Source organism: Pseudomonas sp. B2M1-30, from assembly GCF_025447575.1.
Taxonomy (GTDB): domain Bacteria; phylum Pseudomonadota; class Gammaproteobacteria; order Pseudomonadales; family Pseudomonadaceae; genus Aquipseudomonas; species Aquipseudomonas botevensis.
Genome location: NZ_JAOEJT010000002.1, coordinates 412232 through 431645, shown reverse-complemented (window position 1 = coordinate 431645; position 19414 = coordinate 412232). Strand labels below are relative to the sequence as shown.

General features: G+C 58.2%; 16 protein-coding genes. 5 read left to right on the top strand and 11 right to left on the bottom strand.

The genetic code is table 11. From position 1 onward, the window contains the following. Nucleotides 1–105: 105 nt before the first annotated feature. The 5 genes from N8H74_RS05640 to N8H74_RS05620 all read right to left on the bottom strand — a co-directional run bounded on the left by N8H74_RS05640 (nt 106) and on the right by N8H74_RS05620 (nt 4429). Nucleotides 106–1080, bottom strand: coding sequence for a biotin-dependent carboxyltransferase family protein (locus N8H74_RS05640; protein WP_217829940.1), 975 nt, complete (start codon nt 1078–1080; stop codon nt 106–108). Continuing rightward, nucleotides 1077–1949 carry an allophanate hydrolase subunit 1 gene (locus N8H74_RS05635; RefSeq protein WP_217829939.1) on the bottom strand — a complete coding sequence of 291 codons (873 nt, stop codon included), beginning with the start codon at nt 1947–1949 and terminating at the stop codon, nt 1077–1079. The genes N8H74_RS05640 and N8H74_RS05635 overlap by 4 nt, the downstream gene beginning before the upstream one ends. Then, a complete protein-coding gene (locus N8H74_RS05630) occupies nt 1946–3319 on the bottom strand; it encodes an acetyl-CoA carboxylase biotin carboxylase subunit (RefSeq protein ID WP_217829996.1) in 1374 nt (457 codons plus the stop codon). Before N8H74_RS05630 ends, N8H74_RS05635 begins: the two co-directional genes overlap by 4 nt. A 10-nt stretch (nt 3320–3329) precedes the next feature. Further along, complete coding sequence (locus N8H74_RS05625) at nt 3330–3575, bottom strand: acetyl-CoA carboxylase (RefSeq protein ID WP_217829938.1); 246 nt, start codon at nt 3573–3575, stop codon at nt 3330–3332. Nucleotides 3576–3670: 95 nt separating this feature from the next. Beyond that, nucleotides 3671–4429: a 5-oxoprolinase subunit PxpA gene (locus tag N8H74_RS05620; protein WP_217829937.1), complete on the bottom strand. Its 759-nt coding sequence runs from the start codon at nt 4427–4429 to the stop codon at nt 3671–3673. Nucleotides 4430–4554: 125 nt separating this feature from the next. On the opposite strand from N8H74_RS05620, the gene N8H74_RS05615 reads away from it, so the two are divergent. The 3 genes from N8H74_RS05615 to N8H74_RS05605 all read left to right on the top strand — a co-directional run bounded on the left by N8H74_RS05615 (nt 4555) and on the right by N8H74_RS05605 (nt 9536). After that, nucleotides 4555–5472 (top strand): LysR family transcriptional regulator, encoded by a 918-nt coding sequence (locus N8H74_RS05615; RefSeq protein WP_217829936.1) that lies wholly within the window; start codon nt 4555–4557, stop codon nt 5470–5472. Nucleotides 5473–5738: 266 nt separating this feature from the next. Continuing rightward, entirely contained in the window at nt 5739–8144 is a 2406-nt protein-coding gene (locus N8H74_RS05610) for a glucose/quinate/shikimate family membrane-bound PQQ-dependent dehydrogenase (RefSeq protein ID WP_262146522.1), read from the top strand. 93 nt (nt 8145–8237) lie between these two features. Further along, nucleotides 8238–9536, top strand: a complete 1299-nt coding sequence (locus N8H74_RS05605) for a carbohydrate porin (protein ID WP_262146521.1) — start codon at nt 8238–8240, stop codon at nt 9534–9536. Between the two features lie 132 nt (nt 9537–9668). Here the strand turns inward: N8H74_RS05605 and N8H74_RS05600 are convergent, their stop codons facing one another. From N8H74_RS05600 to N8H74_RS05575, 6 genes are all read right to left on the bottom strand, one after another. Beyond that, nucleotides 9669–10907, bottom strand: coding sequence for a hypothetical protein (locus N8H74_RS05600; RefSeq protein ID WP_262146519.1), 1239 nt, complete (start codon nt 10905–10907; stop codon nt 9669–9671). A gap of 10 nt (nt 10908–10917) precedes the next feature. Then, nucleotides 10918–12048, bottom strand: coding sequence for a caspase family protein (locus N8H74_RS05595; RefSeq protein ID WP_262146517.1), 1131 nt, complete (start codon nt 12046–12048; stop codon nt 10918–10920). 28 nt (nt 12049–12076) lie between these two features. Beyond that, on the bottom strand, nt 12077–13156 hold the full coding sequence (locus N8H74_RS05590) for a hypothetical protein (protein WP_262146515.1): 1080 nt from the start codon (nt 13154–13156) through the stop codon (nt 12077–12079). Further along, the gene (locus N8H74_RS05585) at nt 13153–14367 is read right to left on the bottom strand and encodes a patatin-like phospholipase family protein (protein WP_262146514.1); all 1215 of its coding nucleotides are present in this window, start codon (nt 14365–14367) and stop codon (nt 13153–13155) included. The genes N8H74_RS05590 and N8H74_RS05585 overlap by 4 nt, the downstream gene beginning before the upstream one ends. Nucleotides 14368–14815: 448 nt before the next feature. After that, entirely contained in the window at nt 14816–15013 is a 198-nt protein-coding gene (locus N8H74_RS05580) for a YbdD/YjiX family protein (RefSeq protein ID WP_217829933.1), read from the bottom strand. 2 nt (nt 15014–15015) lie between these two features. Then, entirely contained in the window at nt 15016–17073 is a 2058-nt protein-coding gene (locus tag N8H74_RS05575; protein WP_262146513.1) for a carbon starvation CstA family protein, read from the bottom strand. Between the two features lie 277 nt (nt 17074–17350). Between N8H74_RS05575 and N8H74_RS05570 the strand changes: the two genes are divergently transcribed. Next, a complete protein-coding gene (locus N8H74_RS05570) occupies nt 17351–18712 on the top strand; it encodes a cache domain-containing protein (protein WP_217829931.1) in 1362 nt (453 codons plus the stop codon). Nucleotides 18713–18744: 32 nt separating this feature from the next. Then, entirely contained in the window at nt 18745–19377 is a 633-nt protein-coding gene (locus tag N8H74_RS05565) for a response regulator transcription factor (protein WP_217829930.1), read from the top strand. Nucleotides 19378–19414: the final 37 nt, after the last annotated feature.

The following is a 19414-nucleotide window of genomic DNA, read 5'->3' as shown; positions in this document are numbered from 1 at the left end:
GAACTCCAGAACCAGTCAAAGGTTGAAGCGCGGGCAGCCGTCACCGCACCGAAGTGCGGCGTTGGCTTACCGTTTGGCATGGCCCGCGCGATGCGGCGGGCAGAATCAGGAAGGGAACAGCATGCTCAGGCAGCTGAGTTTTTTCTTATAGGAACGGCGCGCTTGCAGCGCCTCCTCCAGAGTCACCGCAACAAAACGGGCTTTCTGGTTGGGCTGCATCTGGCCGATCAGATCGAGGTCGGCGCTGATCACCGTGCCGATCATCGCGTAACCGCCTCCGGACACCGCGTCACGGTGCAGGACGATCGGTTCAAGCCCGGCCGGCACCTGAATTGAACCGATCGGGTAGCAACTGTCGACGATATTCGAGGGATCGGAACCGGCACCGAACGGCTGTTCACGCGGTTGAAAGCTCAGCGCGCTGCCGCCCTTGAAGCGATAACCGATGCGATCCGCTTCCGAGCCAACCGTCCACGGCTCGGCGAAGAAACTCTTTGACGCCGATTCGCTCAGGCGCTCGTAATACAGGCCTGGAACCACTCGCAAAGTAATTTCGCCACCCAGCGACTGCCGTAATGCCATAGGCAAGCTGGCCCCGACACGGCCGTTGCCACCGGCAACGCCTATTGGCAATTCGTCTCCCGCGACCAGTCGGCGGCCGTGAAAACCGCCAAGTGCTCCGAGCGCGTAGGTCGAACGACTGCCGAGCACCAGCGGCACATCAATCCCCCCCGATACAGCCAGATAGGCCCGGGCACCCGCCTTGGGGAAATCGAACCGCAACACTTGCCCGGCCTTTACCGAGAAGGCCGTGTCGTGGTGCATCTCCACGCCGTCGACCCGTGGTGTCATGTGTGCACCACAAACCGCCACCAGGGCGTCCTGCTGAAACTCGAGTTCCGGCCCGAGCAGCGTACACTCCAGCGCGCCCAGACCCGCCGGGTTGCCGACCAGTTGATTGGCCGCGCTCAACGCGTATTGATCAAGTGCGCCTGACGGCGGAATACCCAGGTGGTAATAGCCTTCGCGGCCAAGATCCTGTACCGAGGTGGCCAGACCGGGTTTGAGTACCTTGATCATGCCAGCACCTCCTGCAGCGACTTGGGATAACCGATCGGATCGGCCAGAAAGGCGTCCAGGGAAAACTCCACCGGACGAATCCGCAGGTCAAAACTCCCTGCCTCCACGTCAGCTACGGCGCGGTCATAGGCCGCCCGGTCCATTGGCTTGAACTGCACGATGTCGCCCGGACGGAAAAACACCATGTGCTCTTTCAGGTAGGCGAGGTTCTGTTGCGGGTCGTAGATCGGTGCCGGCGTCACGCCAAACATCTGGTAACCACCGGCACCGCGCACCGAGTAAATGCAGCCAAAGCAACCGCCATGGCCGAGGGTCAACTTCGGTGTGTCCGTGCGAGGCCGCAGGTACTTCGGCACCTGCAACTGGCGTTCGCGCTCGACCATCTGGAACATGAACGGCAGCCCGGCAACGAAGCCGACCATCGACACAAACCACGGGGCGCCACTGTGAGCCGCAATAAAGGTATCGACGTCCGCCAGGCCATTGATCCGTGCGGCGTATTCAAGATCGGTGGCACTCGGGTCTTGGTGACGATCGCGAAAGCGCATCAGAGTTTCATGAGTCCAGGGGTCGTTGTAGAGCACCGGAATCTCGATGATCCGTGTTTGCAACGTGCGCTCGGCGACGGCTTCGGCCTCGGCGCCTTGCACCGCTTCGAGCAAGGTTTGCGGGGCGATACGATCCGGATCGAAGCGGATCTGGAACGAGGCATTGGCCAGGCACACATCGAGCACGCCATCGAGCGCCAGTCGCTCCACTGCGCGGGTGACCGCAAGCCCCTTGAAGAACGCGTCCAGAGACATGCTGTCGCTGACTTCGGCAAACAAATGCTCATCGGCGCCAAAGCTGTATCGGATCGGCTTGCTCATGCTTCACCTCTGCTGCGGCGCGCGGCCAGCCAGATTTCCAGGGTGCCGGTGTGAAAGTCTGCTTTGTGCAGCCACGGTTGCTCCAGTAACTCGCCGTGCAGCGCCAGCGTGCTGGCCATGCCGGTGAGCGTGGTTTGCTTCACGGCAAGCTGTGCCCGAGCCAACGCTTGTGTCCGATCAATGCCATGCACGATCACCTTGGCCAGCAGCGAATCATAGTAAGGCGGCACGCGGTAGCTCTGATACAGATGCGTATCGACGCGAATGCCTTCACCCTGCGGCCAGATCAGTTGCTCAACCAGCCCCGGGCAGGGAAAGAAATCGCGCTGCGGATCTTCGGCGTTCAGGCGCATTTGCAAGGCTGCACCGTTCAGTTGAATGTCACTTTGCTTGAAACCGAGCGGTTCGCCACCGGCAATGCGCAACATTGCCTGGACCAGATCGATGCCGGTGATCAGTTCGCTGACCGGATGTTCGACTTGAATCCGCGTGTTCATCTCAATGAAGAAAAACTCGCCGGTGACATCGTCATACAGGTACTCCAGGGTACCAGCGCCTTTGTAGCCCAGCGATTCTGTCAGGCGCACGGCACTGGCACAGAGTTTTTCCCGCTGCTGCTGGCTGAGGACTGGTGACGGTGCTTCTTCAAAGATTTTCTGCCGCCGGCGCTGCAAGGAGCATTCGCGCTCAAACAGGTGCACCGCATTGCGGCCATCGCCCAACACCTGCACTTCAATATGCCGGGCCTGGCCGATAAACCGTTCCAGGTACACCGCGCCATTGCCGAACGCCGCCTGCGCCTCGCGCTGAGAGCGGGGAAATTCTTCGCTCAGCTGTTGGGCATTCTCCGCCAGACGAATACCGCGTCCGCCACCGCCGGCCGAGGCTTTGATCAACAGTGGGAAGCCCACGGTTTCGGCAGCCTTGAGCGCCGCCTCAACGTCGAACAGCTCTCCCGCCGATCCCGGTACTACAGGCACCCCCGCCGCTTGCGCGGTGCGACGCGCCTCGGCTTTATCGCCCATGCGCCGGATTGTCTCGGCACTGGGGCCAACAAAAATGGCTCCGGCGGCAGCAACCGCTTCGGCGAAATCAGCGTTTTCCGAAAGAAAACCGTAACCGGGGTGAACCGCATTGGCGCCCGTGGCTTTCAGGGCAGCGAGCAATGCCTCGACGTTCAGATAGCTTTTATCGGCGCGGGCCGGGCCGAGGATATGCACCTCATCGGCCATGCGCGCGGCGAGGGAATCGACGTCCGCCTCACTGCAGGCAGCGACGGTGGGAATGCCCAGTTGTCTGGCGGCACGGATGATCCGCACCGCAATCTCGCCACGGTTGGCGATCAGTAATTTATGAATGCCTTGAGTCATGATCACGCCCTCACTCGTCGTCGAGTGTTGCTATGACTTGACCCGGCTCCACCGGATCTCCGTCTTCTACCAGAAAGGCACTGAGGCGACCGGCCGTCCCGGCGGTCAGTTCGGAAAACTGCTTCATGACCTCGATCAGGCCAATCACCGTGTCGGCGCTGACCTGCGCGCCCACCTCGACGAAGTTCGCCGATTCCGGGGTGGCTTTGCGATAGAAGGTCCCTGGCAAAGGGGTGATTACAGTGTGTTCGGCCATGTCTGTTCCTTCTTGGAATAGTTGTAGAAAGGCAGGCAAAAAGTGAATCGTGGTGCATACCCTGGCCTCTGGGTGCCAGGTGATGTCGCGAGAGGTCAGCGCGGTGCGCGCACCTTGATCCCGGCGTTGTCGAGGGATTTACGTGTGGCTTGAACCAAACTCAGTGCGCCGGGCGTGTCGCTGTGCAAACAGATGGAATCGAATTCGATTGCCAGATCCTCACCCTCGACCGTACGCACCACGCCTTGCTGACAAGCGCGAAGCACCCGTGCGGCGACTTGGGCTGGATCGTAGGCACGTACGTTGCGGGTAAATACGATGGAGCCGCTAAGGTCGTATTCGCGGTCGGCATAGAACTCGCGGATCACCGGCTGGCCGAGTTCTGTCGCCACTCGCCAGATCACCGAATCAGGCATGCAATACAACAGCAACTCAGGCTCCAGACGTTGCAGGTTTTCCACCAGCAGGCGGGCAGCCTCCTCGTCCCGGGCCAGGTGCATGTACAAGGCCCCGTGGGGTTTTATGTGTTGCAGGGACACACCCTGCACCCGGGCCAACTCGCGCAAGGCGCCCAGTTGATAGAGCATGTCGTCGACCAGTTCCTGGGCCGGAGCGTTGATGTGCCGGCGGCCAAAGCCGACCAGGTCCCGAAATCCCGGATGCGCGCCGATGGCCACACCCAGGCGCTTGGCCTGCTCGACGGTCCGGCGCATGGTGCCGGGGTCGCCGGCATGAAAACCGGTGGCGACATTGGCGGAACTGATAAACCCCATCAGCTCGTTGTCGACACCATCACCAATGGTCCATGGGCCGAAGCCTTCACCCATGTCCGAATTGAAATCTACTGCTTGCATGACGCTTGCTCCTGGCGCTTGTGACTGCATGCAGGCCACGTTAGATTTCTGCCACCCCCTTGGGAAGATCTATTATCAGATAGGCTATCTTCTGAAAATCAGATACCTATTCGCCCGGAGTCTTCATGTCCCTGACGCTGCGCCAAATTCGCTACTTCGTTGCCACGGCCGAGATCGGGCAGATTTCCCAAGCGGCGATCCACCTGAATATTTCCCAGTCGGCGGTGACCACCGCGATCAAGGAGCTGGAAGGATTACTCGGCACGTTGTTGTTCCAGCGCTCGGCCCAAGGCATGAGCCTGACGGATGCCGGGAGGCATTTCCTGAACCGCGCCTACGTGATTTTGCGCAGTGTCGATGACGCGCTGAACAGCCCGTTGCCGGACATTCGTGCCAGTGGCGTATTACGCCTGGCCGCGAGCTACACGGTGATAGGCTATTTCCTGCCGCACCATTTGCAGCGACTGGAGCATTGGCATCCCGACGTGGCCATCGAAGTCCACGAACAGGAACGGCAAGCAATCGAGCAAGGCTTGCTGGAAGGTCGGTTCGACATGGCGGTGGTGCTCACTGCCAACCTCACCCACCCGGATATCGTTTCAGAAACACTCTTCAACTCTGAACGCCGGTTATGGCTGCCCAGCCACCATCCGCTGTGCGAGCGTTCGGCGGTCAGTCTTGCCGACGTGGCGAAAGAACCGTTCATCCTGCTGACCGTTGACGAGGCAGAACAAAGCGCCATGCGGTATTGGGAAAACGCCCGCCAGCAGCCGAACGTCAGAGTTCGGACCAGCTCGGTGGAAGCCGTGCGCAGCATGGTCGCCAATGGCAGTGGCGTGGCAATCCTTTCGGACCTCGTGCACCGCCCCTGGTCGCTGGAAGGCAAGCGCATCGAAACGCTGACGATCACTGACAAGGTGACCGCGATGAGTGTCGGCCTGGCGTGGCATCGCGAGCGAGAGTTCAGTCCGGCGATGCAGGCGTTCCGTACGTATTTCCATGATGCCTTTCTGGCACCGCAACAGCATTTCGCGCGTCGTTAACACTCAGGAAGTGTCCTCCGCGCCTTGAAGTTTGGAGGGCTAACCTGCATCCGCCAAAATCCATACCTGTCAAAACTCTTCCCCTTCCTGACAAAAAAGCCACTTTTTCAAACGCTGCAGAAATCCCCGCGAATCCCCGAGACGCAAGCCCGTGCTCGTTCTGGCAAGCCTTCGGGCAGCCAACTACGCTTCATGCTGAATTAGTGATTTAACTAGGTAGTTACCTATCTATATAATGCCCGCCTCATTTCAACGGGACATTCAACGTGAAGCAGAGTCAACGCCTCTCGGGCATATCAACATTCATTCTGGTGGGGCTGGGCGTGGTCATCGCCCTCCTCGGCCTGGCACTGGCCGCTGGCGGCGTGAAATTGGTCAGTCTGGGAGGGTCGTGGTACTTCCTGGTGGGTGGTCTGGTCATGGCCATTTCCGGTTTGCTGATCGCTCGCTGCAAGCCGGCCGGCGCCTGGTTGTTCGCCGTATTTCTGCTGGGTACGGCGATCTGGGCGGTGAGCGACGCCGGGCTGGTGTTCTGGCCGGTGTTCTCGCGCCTGTTCATGTTCAGCGTCGTGGGCCTGGCGGTGACGCTGGTCTACCCATTGCTCAAGCGTGCCAACGGCGGTGTGCCGGGTCGTGGCGCTTATGCCGTTGCCGCCGTGCTGGCCGTAGCGATCGCCGTGGCCGCCGGCAACATGTTTGTCGCCCACCCGACCGTTGCCGCCACTGGCACCAGCCCTGCCCTCACTCCGGTCGAACCGGAAAAGGCACAGAAGGATTGGGCGCATTACGGCAATACCGAAGGCGGCAGCCGCTTTGCCGCGCTGGATCAGATCAACCGCAGCAACGTCGACAAGCTGCAGGTGGCGTGGACCTACCACACCGGTGACGTCGCCGAGAGCGATGGCAATGGTGCCGAAGACCAGCTCACCCCGCTACAGATCGGCAACAAGGTATTCATCTGCACCCCGCATAACAACCTGATTGCGCTGGATGCCGACACTGGCAAGGAACTCTGGAAAAACCCGATCAATGCCCAGTCGAAAGTCTGGCAGCGTTGCCGTGGCATGGCTTACTTCGATGCCACCAAGGCAATCGCTCAGCCGAGCAACTCGACCATCATCGAAGCCAAACCCGCGCCGGCCGCCAATTGCCAACGCCGTTTGCTGACCAACACCATTGATGCGCGTCTGATCGCGGTCGACGCCGACACCGGCGAGTTCTGCCAGGGTTTCGGCCACAACGGCCAGGTGGATCTGAAGGCCGGTCTGGGCGATGTCCCGGACAGCTACTACCAGTTGTCGTCCGCTCCACTGATGGCGGGCACCACCGTGGTGGTGGGCGGTCGCGTCGCCGACAACGTGCAAACCGACATGCCCGGCGGCGTGATTCGTGGTTTCGACGTCGTCACTGGCGCCATGCGCTGGGCGTTCGACCCGGGCAACCCGCAGGATCGCAACGCACCGGCCGACGGCAGCACTTATGTGCGCAGCACGCCGAACAGCTGGGCGCCGATGTCCTATGATCCGGCGACCAACACGGTGTTCCTGCCAATGGGCAGCTCGTCCACCGACATTTATGGTGTCGAGCGCAGCAAGCTTGATCACACCTACGGCGCCTCGATCCTGGCGCTGGACGCCACCAGTGGCGCAGAAAAGTGGGTGTACCAGACCGTCCACAACGACCTCTGGGACTTCGACCTGCCAATGCAGCCAAGCCTGATCGACTTCACCAAGGACGGTAAAACCATACCGGCGCTGGTGATCGGCACCAAGGCCGGGCAAATCTATGTGCTCGATCGCGCCACCGGCAAACCGTTGACCGACGTTAAGGAAGTGCCGGTCAAGGCCTCCAACATCCCTAACGAACCTTACTCGCCCACCCAGCCGAAATCGGTCGGCATGCCGCAGATCGGTGCCCAGCACCTGACCGAATCGGACATGTGGGGTGCGACGCCGTATGACCAACTGCTGTGCCGAATCGATTTCAAATCGATGCGCTACGACGGCCTGTACACCGCACCGGGCACCGACAAATCGCTGAGTTTCCCGGGTTCGCTGGGCGGCATGAACTGGGGCAGCATCTCCACCGACCCGGTACACGGTTTCATCTTCGTCAACGACATGCGTCTGGGCCTGTGGATTCAGATGATTGCGTCGCAGAACAAGGGCCAGGCCACCTCCGGCGGCGAAGCACTGAACACCGGCATGGGCGCCGTGCCGCTGAAAGGCACGCCTTACGCGGTGAACAAGAACCGCTTCCTGTCGGTTGCCGGCATTCCGTGCCAGGCACCACCGTTCGGCACGCTGACCGCCATCGACATGAAGACTCAAAAAGTCGCCTGGCAAGTTCCAGTCGGCACCGTTGAAGACACCGGCCCGCTGGGTATCCGCATGCACCTGCCGATCAAAATCGGTCTGCCGACCCTCGGCGGCACCCTGTCGACTCAGGGTGGCTTGATCTTCATCGCCGGCACTCAGGACTTCTACCTGCGCGCCTTCAACAGTGGCAATGGCGAAGAAGTCTGGAAAGCGCGTCTGCCGGTGGGCAGTCAGGGTGGCCCGATGACTTATGTGTCGCCGAAAACCGGCAAGCAATACGTCGTCATCACTGCCGGTGGTGCCCGTCAGTCGACCGATCGCGGCGACTACGTGATGGCTTACGCCTTGCCGTAAACCGCCGCCCTTCTTCATTGCACTTGTGCGCGGCACCTTCGGGTGCCGCGTCGTTTTCTGTCTATGCCCAAGATTTCAGCAGGAAGTTTTTACATGTCATTGGCTGTTCGCTTTACTCATTCCGGCGTTTTCACCGGCGTGCTGTTCGGTCTCACTTGCAGCGCCGCCCTGCCCGCCTTCGCCGATACCGATTCGAATCTGTTCACCCGCAATACCCTGACCGGCGACTGGGGCGGACTGCGCCACCAGCTCGACGAAGACGGCATCAAATTCACCGGTGACTACAGCGGCGAGACTGCCTACAACGCCGACGGCGGTCTGCACCGCTCGGCGCGCTACTCGCAGAACATCAAGCTCGGCGCGCAATTCGACCTGAGCAAACTGTATGGCGTGGACAACGCCGGCAAGATCCAGCTCACCATCAACGACCGACGCGGCAACAGCGCCTCGGAAGACCTGGTCGGCAACCGTCTGCCGATCCAGGAAAACTACGGCGGCCTCTATACCCGCCTGACCGAACTGAGCTACGAGCGCACGCTGTTCACCCCGGCGCTCAACGTCAAGCTCGGCTACATGGCCATGGGCAACGACCTCGGCGGCCTCGACAGTGGCATTCTCTGCAACTTCATGAACGCCGGGTTCTGCGGCCATCCGTTAAACATGTCCGGTGGCAGCGGCTGGACCAACTACCCCAATGCCCGCCTCGGTGTGCGGGTCAAATACGACCTGTCGTCCGCCTGGCAACTGCGTGTGGCCGCCTTCAACGTCGATCCTGAAAGCAATGGTAATTCCAGCCGTGCCTGGCACCTGGGACCGAAACACACCACCGGCACCGTGGTTCCGATCGAACTGGTGTACAAGCACGCCGGCAGCCTGCCCGGCGAATACAAGCTCGGTTATTACTACGACAGCTCCGACGTAAAACGCATCGGCAGCGATAAGGACGTATCCGGGCGCGGCGGTCATTATCTGCTGATCGATCAGGCGGTCTGGCGTTCGCCGACGTCCGAGGGGCGCAGCCTGCACGCCTTCGGCCAATACTCGGCCGCGAGCGAAGCAGCTTCGCCGTTCAGCAAGTGGTACGGCACCGGCGTGGTTTTGTACAAACCGTTCGAAGGCCGCCCGCGTGACACGGTTGCTTTAGGTTATGGCCGCGCCGTGCCCAACCCGCACAGTCGCGATGTGCAACAAGACGCCGCGCTGGCCAATGGCGCTGCATTCCCGAACCTGGACAGTGCGGAACAATTGGTCGAACTCGGTTACGGCTATCAAGCCACCCCCTGGCTGACGCTGCGTCCGAATGTGCAATACATCATCGAACCGGGCGCGTTTTCCGGGCAGGACATCGACAATGCACTGGTGGTGGGATTGCAGGTGAAGGCTGCGCTCTGAGCGCTCGATTTGCGTGACTCGAAGCAACAGGCAAACCGGCGCAGAGACGGCTTGCTTGTTGCTCGATTATTTGGGCTCGGATCGCGAGAACTTCATAGATATTCGCGAGCAGCCTGAAACACATTTGTCGTTTCACTTTTTGCGAAGACTATCGCCAAACAGAATTTTTCCGAGTCCAAAGATCTCTGCTATCCCGGACGAGAGTTGGGTTTTAACAGCGTCTGGTGGCGAGGTTGGTTTGACCGGACTATTCGGGCTCGTCCCATAGAATGATGTGAATGCGCTCTGACGGGTATCCGCCGCTAATACTTGCGCATAAAGCTCTGCCTGCTTCATCAGTCGGTGGTTTTGTTCGACTGCCTTAACGGACTCGAGAATACGCAGTGTATCCAGGAACAGGCGCATTCCGCGGCGGAACAATGGATATCCACGACTGGAAGCCTGTATCAAGGCCTGCACGGCCATCGGCACATTGCGGATGCCCTCAACAAGCAACAACGCGTTGGCATATTGTATGTATCCATCGGCCATCCACGGCGTCAGTAGCGCTAGTCTGTTCAACCATTCAATCGGAACATCGCGCCGATGTTGCAATATGAAATAACCACCGACGATAGCTGCGAGAGGATCCTGAGCCTTCTGGTTCAGCAACTCCTTGCATTTTTCCAATAGATCCTGGTCTGAAACCTGATCCGTGCCGGACTGTGACGCAGTCAGGAATCGAATCAGATTGTCGGCGACGGAGTTGCGCAACGACACCGCCACCTCAATCCGGTCATCCGCGGGTTCCGACAAATTGGTGGCGGGTTTGGTGATGATCAGAAGTCGGGAGAAACCTTGCTGTGGTATTACCACAAAACGTGTGGCGATATCGGGGCCGCCAATCTCCAACATCAAGGGATCCTGGCATGATGAATCCAGCTCCAGCTGGTACAGCCCCGTATCGTGATTGACGACTGCATCGACAGCCTCAAGAGATGGACTCCATTGTTCTTGGCTGTATGTCCATGCACGGGTCCACAAATCGTCCATGACCGGTCCATTGAAACCCTGTTGCACCAGCTCCGAGGACTCCCCGATGCTTGCCCAACCCAACCACTCATGCTGGACAACCATGTTTTGTGGGAATCTGACCTCAACGGGTTCATCGTTTCCCGTCAGCTCGAACGCACGCGACTGAGATTCACCATTAGGCAGGTGGACGCGCGCCCAATATCGCCCAGGCAGTTGCCAGCGTAGCGAAGCCGTGCTTTCTGAAAAGAACGCCCCCCGGGCGCAGATTTCCATATTGGCGTTAATAATGTCCCAAGTGGCGACGAACTTGTCCTGAAAAGATGGCGGCAGATCGATTACCAGATTGATGATGGCCATGCGCAGAATCTCACGGATATTTGAACGGGTGATCACAAGTCGGCGGATAAATCATTTGATCATGCTGCGTCCATTGATTCCCGACTCCCATTTCGACACGCCACTCTCCTGGCTCGATATCGGCCCGCAATGGCTGGTTTATAGCTTCGTGGTGTACAAGCCCCGAGCGTTTGAGTTGGTAAGTGACGGGAACCACTGGAACGGGTGGCAGGCACTGCACACGAGTCTTGACTCTCGGTAGTCCCCTGAGCACATGAAGAATTGCATCACCGGGTGCCTCGGAAACTACCAGTTGCCTGTTCACCGAAGCGCCGGCGTCGAAGCGCATGATTCGATGCGTTGCACTCGCCAGGCTGCTGTTTGTTACGACCCATCCTCCCCCGCGGTTTTCTGATGCAAAACCACTCAAGCCATCGAGCAATGCCTTGGTGAAGTGTGAGGGCTCACCAGCAGTACCGAATGCCTGCGAGCCTTCGAGCGTCGAGTTCATTGCCAGATAGTTTCGATTGTCAGCATGGTCCATCAAGGCATCGAACATCTGGGTCCCGGTCGCATAAATATCGGTAAAGGCAACAGGGTAGCTACGACAACAATCGAAGAACATGAACTGCGACTGGGCGCTGCATTTGCGCATTCCCAGCCGTATGGAGTCCAGACTCAGGGTCTGATTCCAGATGCTGAGCTCTCCCGGCTTGCCAAAGTCACTGGCCAGCAGTACCAGATCGCGCACTTTCAAACCGTGTCCGCACAAGTAAAGAAATGCGACGTTGTCGGGGTGAGTATTGCAGCGCGTAACCCATTGGCGGATGGCCATTGTCAGATTGGCCATGGTCGGGATCGACACAGCATTTATTGGTGGTGATGCCTCTGAAACCAGTAAATCAACGGTTGCCAGAGGGGCAGCGGGATTATTAAGTCTCGCCTCAGGATGACCAGCAAACATATTGATGCCCAGCACCCAGTCGGCCACCGCACGAGCGGAAACAGGCGAGGACGTGAGCTGTGCCAAAGGGAGCGCATTGGGTGTTTCCTCCGCGCCACCCAAGAGATATGGGTAATTGCCGATGCCAACGATCAAGGCATGGGTGCCCGGCGCATCTGGATTATTCTGGTAGTCCTGGCTTTCATACATCAGGGTCATGATCGAACCTCGATGGCGCTATGGTTGACTACGGCAATAACTCGACCTTTATCTCACCCGGCTGGTTTTTATCAGGAAAACGAGTGGTGAAACTTCGCTGGCTCTTCATCGCCTGATTATCCCAAGGAGCGGTTTCGCTCGATCGATAGTTGAAGACAATTTCTTTGGCATTACCCATTTTGATCAGACGCGCAATCGTCGAAGGTGATGGGTGTTTGAAGTAACTTCCGTTGGTCGAAACCAGCCACTTGGGGCAGTCGATCAGAGCCAGCAATTCGTTGGAGGTGTTGTGCGAACTGCCATGATGAGAAACCTTGACGGCGTCCAGGCGCACTCTTTCAGCGCCTGTTCCAGCCACCAGTTTGCCCAATGATTCGATCAGCACGTCTGGGTGCGCGTCCGCAGCGAGCAGGATCGACACCCCTTCGAACTCGGCAATGAAGGCGATGCTGCTGCCGTTGGCAACAGCGGTATCGCTGATAAACATCTCATTGGCCAGCAAATCTATGTTCGGGGCGCCGTACGCCTCATCTTCCGTCGGGTCAGCCTCGTATGTTTCCGGAAGTACGATGCCTGCCTTGAGACATTCGCTCGCCCACTCTTTCTCGAGCGCGTCCAGTTTGGCCCTTGTCGGAGAAACCAACGTCAGTTTCAGGCCGCCTGCCAGTTGGACCACGGGGAGAGCGCCCTCTTTATCACAGACGACAGCACCCGAGTTAAACTGGCGGTTCCAGGCTGGACCCAGGTCTTTCAGGTGACCTGATAGGGCCTCAGCCTGGAGAACACCGAAGGACTCCATACTGGCCGGAGCCAGATGCCGATATCCGTTAAACCATATTTCCTTGAATCCGACCGGTTGTTGAGGATCGGCGAAAAATGCCAGGGCACCCTCGATATGGTCACGGTCGATATGTGAAATCACCAGCAATTCAAACTCACGCTGATCCTGGCTCAGTTTTTCAAACCGCTGCCTGATGTGTGCGTAGGTGTTTTGGCGTCCCATATCGAACAATACTCGATGAGGTGACGCAGCATCGCCATATTCAATCCAAAGGCAATCACCTTCCCTGGCGGGCATCAGCGTTATGGAGAAAGTTGAATGACTCATACACCGATCTCTGGGTAGGGAAAGTTCGCAGGAGGTTGCAAGCTCCTGTTGAAGTGAGCACGTATCGCAGCATCGGCAACCGCATAGCCCCAGTTGATCAGGCGCTTCTGGGTTTCAATGTCTTTGGCTGCTAGGTCTGTGGGTACTTGAGCCAGCTTGCGTGTGCTGTCGTATGGGCAAGGCAGACAATCGGGAAGGTTATGCACCCCGATATCCTGCTTGATATCCCAAAAGGCGCCATATCGCTCGCGATCCTTATACGCCTGAATCAACAAACGCTTCCTGAGACTCAATACCTGGTTATCCATTACGTCGAGACAGCGACTACCCAAAGAAACCCAATTAGCGGAAATTTCGGGTTGCTCGGAAAAAGGTTTCCCAGCGTTACTGACAAACAGGGTCTGGAAGGATTTGTAACAGGTCTCCAATCCGAGATTATCGTAGACCCCGCCATCAGCGAGGGCTATAGAAGTTGTATAGGGTGCATGCCGCAGAAAGGACTTTTCTTTATCCTGATCAAAATCACTGTTCTGAAGAGTCAGGGTTGCGGGTGCCAGAATCGGCGGAAATGCAGCAGATGCACCGACCGCCCGGGCTACCGAAAACTTCGGGTTCATAACCCTTCCCACTTTCCAGTCACCCATATAGGGTCTCGAAAAACGCCAGACTGCACCCGACTGCAAATTCGAAGCATTAAAGATAAAGCGCATGCGGTCAGGGAGATCCTGGAGTTTCTTTCCCTGATACAGCGCATCATCAAGTGCCTTGGCGACATGCGCGTTTACTTCTCCGGGCATCACTATGTCTTTGATGACCTTGAAAACCCCCTCGACCGACATTCCTGCGAGAGTGGTCTCTGCCAAATGGCGTATCGGGTCTACGACGAGTTTTCGGTACACATTGTCGAATTCAACCGGATTGAGGTTTTCAAGCGAAGCGAACTCCAATGCCAATTTCGCAGAAACAATCGAACCACCTGAAACACTCGATATCCGTTCCAGCTTGCCTGCACTCACTAGATCGCCGTTGGCGTCCATTCGGTCAAACGGGCGATTCTGATAAAAGCCGAGCTGACCCAGTCTCCACAGAGTTCCCGTATGGAACAGCATTGCGCGATACCCGCCCCCGGAAAGTGCAAGCGCCATACTCTCGCGCACTGGCGTGGGCTTGTCCGGGTCGGGATTATTCGTGATGGGTTCTACGACAGGCATGAGATTGACCTCCAGAACCAATTATCGGATCAGGGTTAAGTCGTAAGCTATGCCAATATTGTAGTAATCAGAATGCAGGACAAATAAGATTTCGTGCCCTCTTGAACCGCTTGAATCAACGGGACTACGGCTAGCTTTTTAGCTCTTCTGCATAAACTATTTATTAATAACCCCTAGATTGGATTCTAGGTTTGGACATCAAACTTTCGATCTTTGGAGAAGCTTCTTTCTATAAATCTGACTGCAAGTCAAGCGGGCATCAAGAGCAATGTCAAAGAAATGGCATATGAAATTTTGCTATTCAATATGTGACTGTTTATTTTTAAAGAAATAAGGGTGGGAACCGTGTCTTTACCCTGATCTTTTTTCTCCGTCCCATAAGAACACAAAAAATGCGGGAGCGACTTACATCGGCTCCCGCATCAGATTTCACTACCCGCTCAGCGGATCAGCAACACTTAGGCCCGGCCTTGCTACCGTATCGGGCCTCCTGGCGTTCCCGGAAGAACGCCTCGTAGTCCATCAACGGCTTGTCCGGGTGTTTGCTTTGCATGTGTTCGACGTAGTTATCGTAGTCAGGCATCCCCACCATCAGGCGCGCGGCCTGACCGAGGTATTTGCCGAGTCGATTGAGGTCATTGAACATGATCAGGCATCCGGTACGGCCTGGTATGGCGCTTCTTTGTCCGTCCGCTCTTTTTTGCCCCAGGCCGCGACACCGACCTTGAGCGCAAAGAACAGGATGCTGAACACCACGAACAGGAACAGCGCCGTCAGGGTTGCGTTGGTATAGGCATTGAAGATCACGTGCTGCATCTGATCGATGCTTTTAGCCGGCGCCAGCACCTGATTATTGGCCAGGGCATCGCTGTACTTCTTGGCCAGGGCCAGGAAGCCGATTGCCGGGTTGGCGTCGAACAGCTTGATGAAACCTGCGGTGGTGGTGCAGATCAGCAGCCAGGCCGCCGGCAGCAAGGTGACCCACACGTAACGCTCGCGTTTCATTTTGATCAGCACGACAGTGCCGAGCATCAGCGCGATACCGGCCAGCATCTGGTTGGAGATACCGAACAGCGGCCACAGGGTATTGATGCCGCCCAGTGGATCGATCACGCCTTGATACAACAGATAACCCCACATCGCCACGCAGCCAGCGGTCGCGATCAGGTTGGCGGTCCAGGATTCGGTACGGCGCAGCGCTGGTACGAAAGAGCCGAGCAAATCCTGCAGCATGAAACGCCCAGCACGAGTACCGGCGTCGACAGCGGTGAGGATGAACAGCGCTTCGAACAGGATTGCGAAGTGATACCAGAACGCCATGGTGTTCTCACCCGGCAGTACGTGGTGCAGGATCTGCGCGATACCGACCGCCAGGGTCGGCGCACCGCCGGCACGGGCCAGGATGGTGGTTTCGCCGATGTCGTGAGCCACGGCTTGCAGGGCATCCGGGGTAATGGCGAAGCCCCAGCTGCTGACGGTCTGCGCAACGGCAACGGCGTCGGCACCGACCACGGCGGCCGGGCTGTTCATGGCGAAATACACACCTGGATCGATCACCGACGCGGCGACCATGGCCATGATTGCCACGAACGATTCCATCAGCATGCCGCCGTAACCGATATAACGGGCATGTCCTTCACTCGCCAGCAACTTCGGCGTCGTGCCAGAAGCAATCAGCGCGTGGAAACCCGATACCGCACCGCAGGCAATGGTGATGAACAGGAACGGGAACAGACCGCCCTTCCACACAGGGCCAGTGCCGTCGACGAACTGGGTCAGCGCCGGCATTTTCAGCTCGGGCATGGTCACCAGAATGCCGATTGCCAAGGCAACGATGGTGCCGATTTTCAGGAACGTGGAAAGGTAGTCACGCGGGGCCAGAATCAGCCACACCGGCAGCACCGCAGCTACAAAACCATAACCGATCAGCATCCAGGTGATCTGGATACCGGTAAAGGTAAACACCTTGGCCCACACCGGATCGGCGGCCACCTGCCCGCCCAGCCAGATCGAACCCAGCAGCAACAGCACACCAATGATGGAGATTTCGCCGATGCGGCCCGGGCGGATGTAGCGCATGTAGACGCCCATGAACATCGCGATCGGGATGGTCGCCATCACCGTGAAAATGCCCCATGGGCTCTCGGCCAGCGCCTTGACCACGATCAGCGCCAACACCGCGAGGATGATGATCATGATCAGGAAGCAACCGAACAGCGCGATGGTGCCAGGGATGCGGCCCATTTCTTCGCGCACCATGTCGCCAAGGGAGCGGCCGTTGCGCCGGGTCGACATGAACAGAACCATGAAGTCCTGAACCGCGCCCGCCAGCACCACGCCGGCGATCAGCCAGAGTGTGCCGGGCAGATAACCCATCTGCGCCGCCAGAACCGGACCGACCAGCGGACCCGCGCCAGCGATGGCCGCGAAATGGTGACCGAAAAGAACGTGTTTGTTGGTTGGAACGTAGTCCAGACCGTCGTTGTTGAGTACGGCGGGCGTGGCTCGATTGGGGTCCAGCTGCATCACTTTATTGGCGATGAACAGGCTGTAGTAGCGGTAGGCAACGAGGTAGATAGCGACTGCTGCGACTACGATCCAGAGGGCGTTGATCGCTTCGCCGCGGCGCAGGGCCACGACACTCAGCGCAATCGCTCCAAGGACAGCCACGGCAAACCAGGCGAGGTGTTTAGCCAGACGGGGCATAGCTTGTCTCCTGCCGACAACCAGGGGCTGCGGCGGTAATTTTTATAATTGTGTCCGCGATGCGGAGCTGGCCCAATATCTGCGCATCCTGTCATCAAAGAAATCCGCGTTACTACGTACGCGCCACCTACGTAGTTCTACGTAGATGCCACGCGGGTGCCGGTTTTGCGCTTCAACGGATCGTTTCGAGCCGTCAGTCATTCCGTCCGCCAATGTTTAAGGCCGGGCGTATCTTTTGACATATGATGCCGAGCCATCGCCCCGGACAGGAGCCCCCATGCAGCTCAAACACAAAATCGTCGCCCTTGGAATTCTGCCGCTCGTACTGGCGATTGCGGTGATCTGTGGGCTGGTGATTTCCCTCAACCGCCAGTTGGGCGATCAGCAGGCGCAACTGATTGAAGACAGCATTCTGGCGAGCAAGCGCGCGGAGCTGAAAAACTACGTGGAAATGGCGCAGAGCCTGATTGCGCCGCTGTATGACGATGGGCGCGGCGATGCCCATGCCCAGCAACAAGTGCTGGAAGAACTGCGCAAGCTCAGCTTCGGCATCAACGGTTACTTTTTCGTCTACGACCATGAAGGCCGCAGCCTGATGCACGCCCGCCAGTCGGAACTGGTGGGCCAATACCTGTGGGACATGAAGGACCCACACGGTTTACCGGTGATTCAGGCGTTGCTCAAGAGCGCTCAATCCGGCGAAGGCTTTCAACGCTACGCCTGGAACAAGCCCTCCTCCGGCCAGGTCACCGACAAGCTCGCCTATGTGGTCATGCTCGATCGCTGGGGCTGGATGCTGGGCACCGGCATCTACATTGAAGACGTCGAGCGCGCCACTCAGCAAGCGCGTACCGAAGTGGCCATGGGCATTCGCAAAACCATGATGGCGATAGGCGTTGTCGCCCTCGTTGCCGTACTGTTCGTGTTCGCCACCGGGATTACCCTCAACGTCAGCGAGCACCGTCTGGCGGACAAGAAACTGCAGCGTCTGACGCAGCGCATCGTCAGTCTGCAAGAGGAGGAACGTTCACGGGTCTCCCGCGAGTTGCACGACGGCATCAGCCAGGTACTGGTCTCGATCAAGTTTCAGTTCGAACTGGCCAGCCATGTGCTGGAGAAGGGACAGGACAATGGCCTGACGATTTTGAGAAATGCCACCGAGCGGCTTGGCGAAGCGATTGGAGAAGTGCGCAGCCTGTCTCACGACTTGCGTTCTTCGTTGCTCGACACCCTGGGTCTGTCGGCGGCCATCGGCCAGCTGGCGGCGGAATTCGAGCAGCGCAGCGGCCTTGCGGTGACCTACAACGACAACGAATTCGATTGTCATCTGGTCGATGGCGCAGCGGTGTCATTGTTCCGCATCGTGCAGGAGTGTCTGACCAACATCGAACGCCATGCACAGGCAAAAAACGTTTCCATTACCCTGCACGGCACGGACGACAACATTCGCCTGACCGTGGTCGATGATGGTGTGGGTTTCAACGTCGCTCAGGTCCAACGGCGCCATGCCGGAATCGGGCTGCGCAACATGCGCGAGCGGGTTGAGCACTTTGGCGGTCGCTTCGATCTGATTTCGACGCCGGGGCGCAGTGAGCTGGACGTGCTGCTGCCCATGAACCCTTCCGTCGACAAATCCTGACGCCTCCCAAAACAATAAGAGTGAATACCGCAATGAACCTGCCCTCTCCTATCCGCGTCGCCTTGGTTGACGACCACTCTCTGGTCCGCGACGGCATCAAGGCCCTGCTGGCGGTCATGCCGCCTCTGGAAGTGGTGGGCGAAGCCGAAAGTGGCGCCGAGGCGATCGAAATGGTCGGACGCTGCCAACCGGACCTGCTGCTGGTGGACATCAGCCTGCGCGACATGAATGGCCTGGTGCTGACCCGTGTGCTGCGCAGCCAGTACCCGTCGCTCAAAGTGCTGGTCCTGAGCATGTACGACAATCATGAATACGTGAGTGAGTCCCTGCGCTCAGGTGCAAGCGGCTATGTGCTGAAGAATGCGCCGTCGCGAGAAATCCTTGCGGCCATCGAAGCCATCACCAGCGGCGGTACGTTCTACAGCGCCGAAATCGCGCAAAGGCTGATTGCCGACAAGAACAGCGACAGCGAGCTGACGCCTCGGGAACGCCAGGTGCTGTCGAAGATGGCGCAAGGGTTGAACAACAAGGAAATGGCGCGGGAACTGGACATCAGCGTGCGCACCGTGGAAACCCATCGCCTGAGCATTCGCCGCAAACTCAACATCGACAAACCGGCGGCGCTGGTCAAATACGCGATCGATCACGGGCTCATTTCGCACTGACTGAAGAGTCTGAGTGATCGTTTACTAAACGAGCGAC

What these genes read in the sequence shown, in the direction of transcription:
- N8H74_RS05595 (WP_262146517.1), bottom strand. Translation starts at nt 12,048, where the DNA reads ATGACCCTGATGTATGAAAGCCAGGACTACCAGAATAATCCAGATGCG.
- N8H74_RS05585 (WP_262146514.1), bottom strand. Translation starts at nt 14,367, where the DNA reads ATGCCTGTCGTAGAACCCATCACGAATAATCCCGACCCGGACAAGCCC.
- N8H74_RS05640 (WP_217829940.1), bottom strand. Translation starts at nt 1,080, where the DNA reads ATGATCAAGGTACTCAAACCCGGTCTGGCCACCTCGGTACAGGATCTT.
- N8H74_RS05630 (WP_217829996.1), bottom strand. Translation starts at nt 3,319, where the DNA reads ATGACTCAAGGCATTCATAAATTACTGATCGCCAACCGTGGCGAGATT.
- N8H74_RS05565 (WP_217829930.1), top strand. Translation starts at nt 18,745, where the DNA reads ATGAACCTGCCCTCTCCTATCCGCGTCGCCTTGGTTGACGACCACTCT.
- N8H74_RS05580 (WP_217829933.1), bottom strand. Translation starts at nt 15,013, where the DNA reads ATGTTCAATGACCTCAATCGACTCGGCAAATACCTCGGTCAGGCCGCG.
- N8H74_RS05625 (WP_217829938.1), bottom strand. Translation starts at nt 3,575, where the DNA reads ATGGCCGAACACACTGTAATCACCCCTTTGCCAGGGACCTTCTATCGC.
- N8H74_RS05590 (WP_262146515.1), bottom strand. Translation starts at nt 13,156, where the DNA reads ATGAGTCATTCAACTTTCTCCATAACGCTGATGCCCGCCAGGGAAGGT.
- N8H74_RS05620 (WP_217829937.1), bottom strand. Translation starts at nt 4,429, where the DNA reads ATGCAAGCAGTAGATTTCAATTCGGACATGGGTGAAGGCTTCGGCCCA.
- N8H74_RS05600 (WP_262146519.1), bottom strand. Translation starts at nt 10,907, where the DNA reads ATGGCCATCATCAATCTGGTAATCGATCTGCCGCCATCTTTTCAGGAC.
- N8H74_RS05605 (WP_262146521.1), top strand. Translation starts at nt 8,238, where the DNA reads ATGTCATTGGCTGTTCGCTTTACTCATTCCGGCGTTTTCACCGGCGTG.
- N8H74_RS05615 (WP_217829936.1), top strand. Translation starts at nt 4,555, where the DNA reads ATGTCCCTGACGCTGCGCCAAATTCGCTACTTCGTTGCCACGGCCGAG.
- N8H74_RS05635 (WP_217829939.1), bottom strand. Translation starts at nt 1,949, where the DNA reads ATGAGCAAGCCGATCCGATACAGCTTTGGCGCCGATGAGCATTTGTTT.
- N8H74_RS05570 (WP_217829931.1), top strand. Translation starts at nt 17,351, where the DNA reads ATGCAGCTCAAACACAAAATCGTCGCCCTTGGAATTCTGCCGCTCGTA.
- N8H74_RS05575 (WP_262146513.1), bottom strand. Translation starts at nt 17,073, where the DNA reads ATGCCCCGTCTGGCTAAACACCTCGCCTGGTTTGCCGTGGCTGTCCTT.